Origin of the sequence: Massilia sp. (genome assembly GCF_046293535.1) — a bacterium.
In the GTDB taxonomy this organism is placed as follows: domain Bacteria; phylum Pseudomonadota; class Gammaproteobacteria; order Burkholderiales; family Burkholderiaceae_D; genus Telluria.
In genome coordinates this window covers 39,212-50,836 of record NZ_JBKBOV010000041.1, presented here as the reverse complement: position 1 = coordinate 50,836, position 11,625 = coordinate 39,212, and the positions used below count along the sequence as shown (strand labels likewise).

9 protein-coding genes are annotated in these 11,625 nt (G+C 57.0%); 2 read left to right on the top strand and 7 right to left on the bottom strand.

The genetic code is table 11. The annotated features are described in order from the left end of the window. Positions 1 to 99: 99 nt before the first annotated feature. Genes ACK4S9_RS18695 through ACK4S9_RS18685 form a run of 3 tightly spaced genes read right to left on the bottom strand, consistent with a single transcriptional unit; the run spans position 100 to position 5,214 of the window. Positions 100 to 3,054 carry an ATP-binding protein gene (locus ACK4S9_RS18695; protein WP_409728763.1) on the bottom strand — a complete coding sequence of 985 codons (2,955 nt, stop codon included), beginning with the start codon at positions 3,052 to 3,054 and terminating at the stop codon, positions 100 to 102. Positions 3,055 to 3,056: 2 nt separating this feature from the next. Then, positions 3,057 to 3,770, bottom strand: coding sequence for a DUF4194 domain-containing protein (locus ACK4S9_RS18690; RefSeq protein ID WP_409728760.1), 714 nt, complete (start codon positions 3,768 to 3,770; stop codon positions 3,057 to 3,059). Continuing rightward, on the bottom strand, positions 3,763 to 5,214 hold the full coding sequence (locus ACK4S9_RS18685; protein WP_409728757.1) for a DUF3375 domain-containing protein: 1,452 nt from the start codon (positions 5,212 to 5,214) through the stop codon (positions 3,763 to 3,765). Before ACK4S9_RS18685 ends, ACK4S9_RS18690 begins: the two co-directional genes overlap by 8 nt. A gap of 205 nt (positions 5,215 to 5,419) precedes the next feature. Here ACK4S9_RS18685 and ACK4S9_RS18680 point away from each other — a divergent pair, with 205 nt between their 5' ends. Continuing rightward, the gene (locus ACK4S9_RS18680) at positions 5,420 to 6,358 is read left to right on the top strand and encodes a WYL domain-containing protein (RefSeq protein ID WP_409728754.1); all 939 of its coding nucleotides are present in this window, start codon (positions 5,420 to 5,422) and stop codon (positions 6,356 to 6,358) included. Positions 6,359 to 6,437: 79 nt separating this feature from the next. Here ACK4S9_RS18680 and ACK4S9_RS18675 read toward each other — a convergent pair whose 3' ends face one another. The 4 genes from ACK4S9_RS18675 to ACK4S9_RS18660 all read right to left on the bottom strand — a co-directional run bounded on the left by ACK4S9_RS18675 (position 6,438) and on the right by ACK4S9_RS18660 (position 9,736). Then, the gene (locus ACK4S9_RS18675) at positions 6,438 to 7,241 is read right to left on the bottom strand and encodes an IS5 family transposase (RefSeq protein ID WP_409728751.1); all 804 of its coding nucleotides are present in this window, start codon (positions 7,239 to 7,241) and stop codon (positions 6,438 to 6,440) included. 85 nt (positions 7,242 to 7,326) lie between these two features. Further along, entirely contained in the window at positions 7,327 to 7,545 is a 219-nt protein-coding gene (locus ACK4S9_RS18670; RefSeq protein WP_409728749.1) for a hypothetical protein, read from the bottom strand. Between the two features lie 187 nt (positions 7,546 to 7,732). Further along, complete coding sequence (locus ACK4S9_RS18665) at positions 7,733 to 8,236, bottom strand: hypothetical protein (RefSeq protein WP_409728746.1); 504 nt, start codon at positions 8,234 to 8,236, stop codon at positions 7,733 to 7,735. An 84-nt stretch (positions 8,237 to 8,320) separates the two neighbouring features. After that, positions 8,321 to 9,736 (bottom strand): hypothetical protein, encoded by a 1,416-nt coding sequence (locus ACK4S9_RS18660; RefSeq protein ID WP_409728744.1) that lies wholly within the window; start codon positions 9,734 to 9,736, stop codon positions 8,321 to 8,323. Positions 9,737 to 10,466: 730 nt separating this feature from the next. Here ACK4S9_RS18660 and ACK4S9_RS18655 point away from each other — a divergent pair. Further along, entirely contained in the window at positions 10,467 to 11,378 is a 912-nt protein-coding gene (locus ACK4S9_RS18655; protein ID WP_409728741.1) for a hypothetical protein, read from the top strand. Positions 11,379 to 11,625 lie beyond the last annotated feature (247 nt).

Here is an 11,625-nt window from a genome sequence, read left to right as displayed (position 1 = left end):
GCCTTGAATTCTGCCGTGTGCACCTTGCGTTTCTTTGCTTCACCCATTTGCTGTCATCCTTTCGCGGACAACAGCTTAAACTACCCCGTGGTCGCTGTCTCAAAAGGTGGATCCACTATACTCGCGTACATCAAGCACCAGGTCGCGCCAGCGCTGGTCGATGTCGTTTTTGCCAGCGAAGCGCCTCACGAGCTTGCTAATTGCGGCATACCGCGCGTCAGCGGTTTCGGCGCTCTCTGCGGTGAAATTAGAAAGAACCTCTTTTAGCTCGGTCCGGAATTCCCGCACTTCAGGCCGGTTCTTGTCATTGGCGATAATCTGGATACGAGTGCCGACGTTAAAATCGACGGACTGGAGCGCATCGTTGACAATGTCGAGTCGCTCGCTGATTTCCTTCCTGGCCTGCACGATATGCGAATTAAGCGCGATCAGGTGCTGCCAAGTCTGGTTGTTCAAGAGGTTGACGAAGTTATCGAGGAAGCTTGGCAGGTTGTCGTTCTCCAGCCGGTCCAGCATCGCCATATAGTCGTCCGCGAACTCAACCCCGCTGCCAAGGTTGCCGGCTTGGTTCCGGAACGTCGCCACAAACTGTTGAAAAGCCGACGAGATTCGATGGTCGCAGCCGGCGACCGTCCTATCGTGCTGGAACCGCTGGGCCTGCAACGATTTCTCGACGCGCAGCACCATCTCGGGCAGCGATGCAAGAGTAAGCACTCCGTCGACGGCTTGGTAAGCACGCTCCAACCCTTCGAGTTGGGCGGGCGTAAGTACAGAAGGAACACGCCGCTTTAGTCTGGCCAGAGTCTCAGCAAGCGTGACGCGCTCCAGCTCCAGGCGTTTTGCCGCTGCCTCATGGGCAAAACGCTCTTTTTGAACATGGTTCAACCGCTCCCCCAACTCCACGATCCGCGCTTCAAGAGATTTGAGTTCCTCGTTCCCATCTTCAAGATCCCGGATGACTCCGCGCAGCAGCTTTGCCGACTGGACCAACGGGCTGGTGTCGATCTCGGCCCAGTCGGCATCCGAAACCGTGGCATACGGGACTAGCTTTGCCTGCTCGGCTGAGCGTGCGTTGTCGATGGCTGCCAACTTGTGCTTGATCTCACCATGCAGCTTATTCTGCTCGAGCAGACGGGCATGAAAGTGCGCCTGCTTTTCTGCGTTATCAAAACCCATAATCCAGTTGCTGCGGTCGTCGATTTTGTAACGGTCATTCTTTTCGTGGCGGCGGCTATTATGTTTTACCTGTCCTTCACGAGTCACGCCGCGTTCCACCTTGCGCAACTCTGCGACACTGCCAACGCACTGATACGCGAAGGACGCCATCAGTTCATTTTTCAGCCACTGGTCCCAACGCCCTGGCTTGAATTCGATTTTATGAACCAGATGGTTGGCAGGACTGGTGCGCAGTCCGTGCACCTCGTTTTTCGTCGTGCGCAGGTACACGACGTGCCCGCGCATGTTGTTGGCGTTGACAAACGCGGTGACATCCTCGTAGAGGCGCTGATCGTCGCCATCGACGAGGATTGTCAGAGCGAACCTGCGCAAGACCCGCTCGATAGCTCCGGTCCAGGCCTCCTCGCTCTTCTTGACTTGCATGAGTTCGCCTGCAAACGGCAACATCTCCTCAGGCACATTCACGCCCTTGGCGATCCTCGCACGCATTTCCAGATCAGCTCCTGGGATGCTCGACGACTGTCCCTCCATGGCGCGGATTTCCGTCACCAGTTTCTCGACCGCACGGCGTGCGTCGATCTCTTGCTCGGCTAGCTGGTCACGTTCGCTTTCACCATTCGTGCGGTGGTGGTTCGAGATCGCCGCAAGCGCCTCTACGGCGTTCTGCTTTTGCATCGCGAAGATCGTGCCGCTGCCAGGAAACTCCCACCCCAGTGTATTGAAGGCATCAACGACCTTCCGGCGCCTGCGCTCCACGCTGGCCTGCTCGTCTTCCAGCCGGCTCAACTCGTCTTTCTTGGCCGCGATGTCGCCTCCACCGATGCCGCGATGACGCATCTGCAGGTCGATTAGCTCAGTATTGAGTGGTCCTTGTGCCGCGATGGCCGCATCTTCCTGTTCTTTGGCGAGCGAGATTTCGCGGTCGAGCTGTCCTATCCGCTCACTGGTCAATCGCTCCTCAAGCTGGACCACAAATTCCGGATTGCCCTGCTCGAGGTCACGCACGCTGGCGACCTGAACAAGCGCGGTCTTCTTTTCGATAATGGCGTCGCGCGCGGGGCGCAATAGGGCCACTTGGTCGCGAGCTTCGATAACCTGGCGTCGCGCACTTTCAAGGTTCTCGAACTCGCTAACGAGGGCCTCCGCCGCGTCAAACGCACTTTGGGGCTTGTCCAGCATGTAGTTGCGCAGGAAGTCGTCGATATTTTCCAGGTTTTTTGCCGCCTGCGCCTTGTGCAACAGAGTCAGGGCCAGGTCGCGCTCAATCCCCAAGCGACTGCAAAACCGCTCCTTGTACGCTTTGAACTCACGCGCAAAGAACACATCCGGCAGCGCCGCCTTGGTCGCCTTGATGTTGAAGCCGCTCTTCACGAATACATCCAGCTCCTTAAGGTCAAAGGCGCGGTCCGCCACCAGATAATAACTATGGACGTCATCAGGCTGGCAACCGGCACCCTTGATCCAATAGATCTGTGCGAGCGTCACTGCACGGCCGCTTTCGGTCTCGTAGGTCTCCGCGATCGCAGACCATGTCGATCCCGACCGCAGATGCTGATGCACCGCGCGGCCGCTGGCTTCATCGGTCTGCTGTCCCCAGGTGCCGCGGACATACGTGACGAAACTGCGGTCGCGCGTCTTTTTGTTGCCGTCACGGGAAGCTGCATTGAAGTTGATATGCGTCGGCGGCGTAATGAGCGCCGAATGCGCATCCAGCAACGAGGACTTGCCAGCGCCGGATGGCCCCGTGATCAGGTGCCCCACGCGCGGGAAGGTGAATCGATGGTGCTGGCTCAAGGTGCCCCAATCGTACACCTGCATGCCAACACAAAAGTAACGATCCGCCCCGAACATGTCGTGCAGCCCATTCAATCCGCTCATTCTTACTCCATATCCTGCGGCTCAGCCGCATGTGCCGAAGGATCCGCATCCTTCAGATTTTTGTAAAGCTCGCGTAACGCGTTCACCTCATCGACCCCAAGCATGAGCTTGAGAACTCGCGAAATTTCGTATTGCTCGTGCACGCCGGGAACCTTGTGCAGGACTCCCACTTTCTTATGTACCCTAGTCACTGCGGCCGTCACCCGTGCGCGGAAATCGGCACTGTTGCGGTTCCCGGACGCGTCGTACACCACCATGTGGTCAAGAGTTTCTTCCATCGAGACTGTGGGCAACAAGCCCTGCGCATCGGCGTGGCTCAGCACTTGACGCAAATACAGCATGAGCAGCGAATCGTAGAGCCGCAACTGATGGTCGCGCAGCAAGCGCGGCGCTTCGAGCTCGCCTGTATCCGCCTGGCGCTGAAACGCAACACGCGCCTCGAGATCGATGATCAGTTCAAGATACAGGTCGCACAGGCGCCTCTGGATCTTCTCGCGATGCCTGATTAGCGTGTTCCATAAATTCGGGTGCCTGCGATGGTCGACATGACCATTTGCCAGCAGATGCACCAGGATGCGCCTCGCGTCGTTCGGCAACTCTCCGGTATCTCCCATGTAAAGCGCAGAAGCGGGTTTTGTTGGCTCGTCCTGCATGTCGTCGGTGCTGATATCGGAGAGTTCGACTACGTCGACCTCGTCGCCCGCCACATCATTCATTGAAGCGCCCTTTGATAAAAGTAATATGAGGAATGTCGCCGCGGCGCTGCACGTGATCGGTGCCAGTCCACTCGACGGTCTCGCGCGCATCGTGAACGACACCGTCTTTCGATCCGATCTCGATCAGGCCGATGATCGTCCCGAGCCCTTGGCTGGCAGGATGCACGCTCAAGATTTCACCGATGGTCGCGGATGGCCTGCTCGACAGGACGTCGGCAATCGCGGCGCGTAGGGCCCGGATATCTACATCGGATTGCTTGATCGCCGAGGCAATGTCGCTCAGCGATGCCGTCGATTCCGGCGCATCGGCCATCGGCACGTATGTCACCCGCAATTCAGGGTCATACATCTGAATCCCCATTGAACGGATTTTGGAGTACGGCAGATTGACTTTGAAGTCCAGCAAGGCATACGGCTTGGTCCGCTCCTGCAGCGCGATCGCCGAGCGTTGGGCATCGCGGATCATAGCGGTCATGCGGCGCTGTTCCATGTAATCGGAATTGCGCACGAATCGCTCCAGACTCTTGGAGAAGTGCGTGAACTCTTCCCGCACCGCGCCACTCTGGTCAAGGAGACTGCGCTTAATGCCACGCAGAAACGATCGTTCCTGTGGATTCAAGCCTTGCGTGAATTTACGCTGCAGGATCTGTTCGAGCTCATCGTCGAGCGCGGACGAGCTTTCGGGATCGTTCAGCAAATGCCAAAACGACTTGAATGTACGCCCAGCCTCGCTTGCTTCGATCCGCCGGATGCCATCGAACACGATCTGGAGCACTTCGCCGCGACTGCCCTCGTGTGACATGACATGTTCACGCAGTTCCTGATGCAGCCGGGTGATTTGATCACGCACACGGCGAAAATCGCCTGTCAGGTCACTGGCAAGGTTCATAATTTCGCGCAGGCGTTCCATCGCCACGTTATACGGGAGTACCCGGATACTGCCGCTCTCGATGCGTTCGATCTCGTCTTCAATGCGCGCCTTCTCAGCATTCAGCCTGCGCAGACGGCTGGCTTTGTCCGTGTCGGTGTCCTCGGACAGCTTGCCAAGCGCCGACAGCACGATCGATAACCGGCTTTCCGTCGCCGACGACTGCGGCCGGTCGATTGCCAACACGAAGTGGATCGCCGCCACAGCATCCGCGGTCAACTCGTACGTATCCTCGACCGCACCAGGGAGCTTGTCCTTACGCAGGTAGCCGGCGTTGTACCAGTTAGCAATATATTGCTGAGTCGTTTCAGGGAAATACTCCCCGTTAGCACGTAGGTCTTCGAGGTCTAGCTCGACCTTTTGGAAAAACGTCGATGCCGGCAACTGCCGCTCGCGACCGTTGAGGTGGGTGTGCAGAATGCCAAGTACCTCAGCTGACAAGTTGGCCTGCAAAACGCTCCAGACCACGCTCTTGCGAAGACGCCGAAGCGATTGGATGATGCGATAGGACTTCACCGCGCCACTCCCATGCTGACCAGTGCAGTACCAGTCTGCTTCCTGCTGAATTGCACCACCACAGTTTCATCCGCCATACGTTGAGCTCCAGTGTTTGCCACAAACAGCAGCGTACCATCCCTGCATTTCCATCAGGATACATCATCATCTTGATGATGTAAATGATGTATTTTGATCTGATAGCGTCGCATGGTAATATCCGTTTATGTCACGCTCCTCTCTTGCCCCCCAAGATCTCTCCCGCAATCAGCTTGAACGGCTCGCGCACATTGATTTCCGTTTGTACTTCTTAGGACAACTGCGCCGTCTAGATTTGCAGGATCGGTTTGGCATTGCGCCGGCTGCGGCTACACGGGACATCGCCTTATATAAGGACATTGCGCCGTCAAATATCGTATTTGAAGGATCAGACAAATCGTATGGCGCCTCGGACACCTTCGTTCCGAGATTTGAGCATCATCCGCTTCGCGTGCTGACCATGTTGTCTCAAGGTTTTGGTGATGGGGTGGGAGACGCACTCGGTCCGATGGTGCCATGTGATTTGCCTGCGCCTCTGAGCCTGCCGAAAGTTCCGATCCTGGCGGCCGTGACTCGAGGGATTAACCTGGCTCAGCCATTACGGGTTACCTACTTTTCGCACAGCAGTGGCGTTACGACACGTGATATCGTCCCGCTCGCACTAGTGAATTCAGGCGTACGCTGGCATGTACGTGTATTTGATCGAAAAAGCCAGCAATTCAGAGACTTCGTTCTCACACGGATTACGGACCTCCAGCTCCTTCCTGACAACACTGTTCTAGCGCACGAGAGGCTCAATCACGATCTCCAATGGAACCGGGTTATTGAGCTCAAGCTCGTTCCCCATCCGCGAAATTCCCGTGCCGAGCTCGCGCAACTTGACTATCAACTGGATGAAGGCGTTCTCACGGTCCGGGTGAGAGCTTCCAACGCGGGATACATACTTCGTCACTGGAGCGTTGATTGCTCTCCGGACCACAGTCTGAAAGGGCGCGAATATGTCTTGTGGCTACCTGATTCCCTAGCACTGTATGGCGCTGAAAGCGCAGTGGTCGCGCCCGGTTATGTACGGCCCGAGCTTGATAATGGGCTGCCGGTTTTCCGAGCCGCCTCCGAATGCATTTGAGTCAGGCAATCCATCTCGTCTTCTGGCACTATGCCAGCCCATTCAATACGTGAGCCGCCAATGCAGCTACTAAGAGCGCCTAACAAAACCTCTCGACATACCGCCAACAGATGAGCGAGCAGACAAGCGACAGGAACGCCTGGCGCATGTCTGCTCGCCGCTCATACCGGATGCGCAATCTTCGGAAGCGGTGTAGCCAACTCAAGGTTCGCTCGACGACCCAACGCCACCGTCCAAGCCTTTCGCGCGACTCCACGCCATAGCGCGCGATACGAGCCGCGATGCCCCGACTGCGGAGCCAAGCCCGATGGGATCTCGAAGCGTACGCTCGATCCGCATGCAGCTTACCTGGGCGTTTGCGGGCACGGCCTGCCAGGCCCTTAACTGCCGGGATTGACTCTACCAACCGGATGAGGAAACGAGAGTCGTGCACCTGCGCGCCCGAGATCTGGGCCACTAGGGGAAGCCCACGCTCATCCACCAGCAAATGGTGTTTGCAGCCGAGTTTGCCGCGATCGGTTGGATTTCGGCCTGTGTCCTCGCCTCCAGCAGGTGCCGGTACGGCTGCAGCGTCAACGCAAGCTCGATCCCACATGATCTGGTCGTGCTCTCGGAGCCGTTGAAGAATCGCCTCGTGGATGCGCTGCCAAACGCCGGCTAGCATCCATTCGTGAAGGCGACGCCAGCATGTCATGCCGCTGCCGCAGCCGAGTTCGCGCGGCAGGTACTCCCATGGTATTCCAGTTTTGAGAACAAACAGAATTCCAGTCAGGGCCGCGCGATCATCGATTCGCGGGCGGCCGCCTTTCGGCGATGAGCGATGGGTTGGAAGATGAGCTGCTATAAGGGACCACAGGTCTTCGGAAAGAAGTGCGCGGGCCATGGCATCAGTCCGTCTAAAAACACGGACGCCATGTTAGTGCTCTGACTGAGCCTGCGTACGTCCGCTATCGACCCGAAGCGGACTGTTATGCGTTGTCAATCGATGAGCTGCGTCCTAACTTCGATTCCAGCTCGCATACGCGTGCGCGCAATGCAACGACAGGAGCTTGCGACAACCAAATGGTGCCGATTGCGAATGCAAAAATCGCGGGCACGGACATTTCACCCTCAATGCGCTGCCCGACGTAAACGCCTCCAAGACCCATCAAAAAAGCTCCCGCCGCAATCATCAATTTGGACAACATCCAATCTCCAGTACTTGTTATGGCTGACTACGCAGTATAGTTTACGAGCACAATATTGTGTCAATGTCGACCAGTGCGAAGGACCGCTCCTGGCCGATAGCGGACGGTCGGCACGGCTCAGTGTACCCGCCTGTTGCCCTTGGAGCAACTACAGGGTTTTGTTAGGCATTCTTAGCGGCATTCCATACTACGACGCACTGGTCGAGCATGCCGGCGCCAACAGTGTGCATCCTGCTGCTGGACGAAGGGTTGGGTGAGCATTGAAATACGCAGCCCAAGAAAGCACTGCTTGATCAGCCAAGACGTACATGCACACAATTTCCCCGTCGACTTCTGCTTCTAAGCGGTTAAGACGCTGATACGCACCATCAGGGCCCACTTCAATCGTGAAAGTCATATTGAAGGGGCCGATATTCGTTTTGGGCCTGCTCAGAGTTCGATGCTTTAGTCGGTTACAGACATCATGGAGCGTCCGAAGAGGCTTTGATTGGTTGATATAGACGTCCACATCGTCGCAGCGCATATCATATCGGGGATCGGACTTTATCCAATCTTTCAGGTGAAAACAGACTTCGAAGAACACATAGGCCTCGAACTCGACATTTGCGCCAGCGTCTGTCGCCGGCAGCCGTTCGCGTGTCATCTGAAGTTTGCGATAGTGATAATTGACCCGCGCGATGTGGTATTCCATTGCTCGATTGTACGATAACTCGACCGCGCGACTAAGACCAAGCTTGCCACCTATGGTCGATCTGACTGAAAGAAGTCAATACCGTCAGTACGGCTCTCGAGTGGTGTGTCGAGCGAAGAGTTTTTCAAAGAAGTTCACGATGAGTTGCGTTGAAACTGGGCCTACAATATAGCGGCCGTCGTCCTTACGTTGGACGTCCACGAATTCTGCAGCGCCAAACCGGTAGACCTCGTACCCCTGAAGGCGCAATCGGCGGTCCTCCGCTGCCATCTCAGCGTACCGCCGGGGCGACGCCACTTCGCCATTGGCAAAGTGATGCTGGCCGTCCACTTCGACGACAACACGCGTGCTGTGTTCAAGCAGGAGCAGGAAATCCATTCTCTGTCGCGGCAGGACACGATTCTTCCCTCGCTCAACTGCCGCTCGGGGATCGTAATGCAAATACACTTGAGGGATTAGCGCCGGCAACTTTTCGCCCATTTTTTGGGCGAAATACGCATAGTACGTCTTAAACACGGCAAATTCTCCTGGCGAGTTGGCTGCCGACACCGCTGCCAGCAAGTGCTGATACAAAGTCTTGTTTGCAGTGTCACGATCATCATGCCGCTCGCGCTCTCTCCACCAGTCGGCCAGTGACGTCCAAAGGAGGCCGCTGGCCGAGAGGGGGCGATCGTAGATAAGCGCATCGGAATCGTTCGCGATGGCGATGTCATTGTTGATGGCATCCGCAAAGTACAAATCTGGTTTGCAGTTGACGGAAGCGAAGATCAAGTTCTTTGGCGAGCCCGCCACACCTGACTCGGCGCGCACGATGCCATACTGTGGATGGCGGGAGATTTCGCCCGTTACGCTGAGCGCGAATCCGTCAGCAATTAGCAGCTTGTTCAAGGCCTGTACAAGGAGCTCCTGATCCTGGCCGCGACGGCAGACAGGATCAACCACTTTCTCCAGCAAATTGAAGAAGCGCTGCTGCGAGCTGGTGAGCGCTCCACAAAGTTCGAGCAACTGGTAGTTGGACAGATCGTTATCTTCGACGTAGTGCCGCTGAATATCCTCACGCAGCGTCGCGTAAAAGCGGTCCGAGTAGAAACTCGGCTTCTCAAGGTTTGGGGACAGCACTGCTATACCGTCCCACACCGGCAAGTCGCCGAACAGCTCACCCACCGAATTGAGCTCAGTAAGCACGGCCCGTCTCGTGAGATCGGTGACACGATGCTGGGAATGAGTTGTCAACTCGCTGACAAAGTCTGCGAGATCGGGAACGTCGTACTCTTCAATGACCCGGTGTGCAAGCGCCAGAAGATCCGGGCCTTTAAAGGTCGTGATTCGTGTGCGCACGTACTTACGCTTACTATTCATCGCTTCGGATGAATCTCCGTCTCGCAAACCAAGCGCGACGCAGGCTGCCGGCAGCGAGGGAGCACTGACTGCACCCCACAAAGCGTCAGCAATCGCCTCGCGGAGCGTCTCAAGCGGAGGTGTACGGTTTGTATTCGCCATTACGTTACTGGTCTCGAAGGACGGATGGCAAGCTCCAGACGGCTAATGTAATCGGTCATCGGTCAGCCGTATTTTGCTGGCTTTGAGCAAATCATACCCCAGGGCAGTTATCAATCAAGTTCTCAGCGTCGCTCACGTTTTGTCCGAATTGAATCAGTCTGCAATGTTACGAGCAAGAAGACCACTTGGGCGGGTAGCTGGACCTATCTGCTGCAACCAGCTGCTCTTGGCCGAACCCGGCCGTTCGCAAGGCTCAGTGCACAGCCCATGTCGCTCTGCTGGCAAGTATAGGTTTTGATAGAGATTCTAAAGGCTTGAAAATAGTGGAGATTCAACTCGACTTTCCACCTATATCGAGCCCCGTGTCTCACGGCCATCTGCAAGTTGCGTTTGCTCAAGTTTCACCTGCGCATAACCTTGAATAATTAAAAGGTTTTCATCACAGCAGGTAGCGACTCTCGCAACCGTAGACGGTCACCATGGCAGATACCCGGTCTGGCGTCCCTGAAGTAGAACTTGTGCCTCGCGCCAGCGTTCCCGCAGCCGAGTACGCCGAATACAAGGTGCTGCGGCACAAGCTCCCGACCAGCGTCCTGGGCCAACTCGATCCGGCGATACGGGCGAGCACGGTGGTAACGCTGGACGGTCTCCCTTTTCCGGTCAAGTTCCGCAACCAGGAGCGCTGGAGGAATGGCAGCGCCTGTTTACTGCCCACGACTGGAGCCGGCGCGTGTGGAACGACTGGGCCGGCGCGCGCGCCACTTGCCTCGACTGCATTAATGAGCTGTGCTGGCAGGTGAACCAGCACCTCGAGCGGCATTCGCGCTACCAGCGTCCGCCTGGCTGGGCTGACTCCACGCTCGCGATCGTCGCCAGGTGGGCGGCCAATATTCATTTCGATCGAAAAAACGGCGCGTTGATCGAGACGACGCCGGCGCTCGATGCGCTTCTGATGCAATCTGATATCGATGGCACGCTGCCGATGCAGTGGTTCTCGCCGCCATTCGATGCGCAGTACCTCCAGCTGAACCGTGCCACGGCGGAGCATTTCAGAACGCTCGAAGACCGCGCCAAGGGACGCTGGATCGAGGGCATTTTCTGTTTCGTGAGCAGGCCAGGGCCGTCCGAAAACCGCAATGAATTCATCACTGTGATTGAACTGATGGTTGTCTACGCCTCGAGCGACAGGGGCATCAGTACGCGACTGCTGCGCGGCCCCTTGCTCTCGCCGGAAGAGACCGTCATGAAGTGGGCCGAGGGGATCTTGACGCCTGAGAGCGGCCAGCGCGCCACCTACGACGATGTGCTAATAAAACTGATCAACAACATGGTGAAGGTGTTTCTGTACCTCGGCCTGAAGGACGCGCGCAAAGAGGTGAATACGGAACACAGCGTTGCACTGAAGCGCTTGGCGGGCGTGGGGCCGAAAAAGCAGGCCAAACTGCAGCGCTGCATGGATTCCTTGTATGACCGCATCACGGTCGGCCCTGCGACCGCACCGGCGATTCTGCCGGCGCCCGGCGCGACCGGCATCAGGGCGCCGCACTGGCGGCGCGGCCATTTCCGAGCCCAGCCGTGCGGCCCCGCGCGCAGTTCACGCAAGCTGATCTTTGTCGCTCCAATCCTCATCCATGCTGACTAGCTCGGCGGCCAGGCGCCGCCACCGAAAGCGTACGAGCTCACAACAGGCCGGACCGGGCATTAAAGCGACAGCGACCGGCAACGAAGCAGCGCATTCACCCTGCCGGGTTCACGGCAGAAACAAAGCGATTCGATCTACGCGCCGACAACTGATCGCGGCGCAGAAGTACGGTTTCACGGGGAAGTCAGCGCTCTGGAGCAAAAACTACCGAGAAACTGCTGCGCGGCGCGACTTCGCAAGGGCTTGC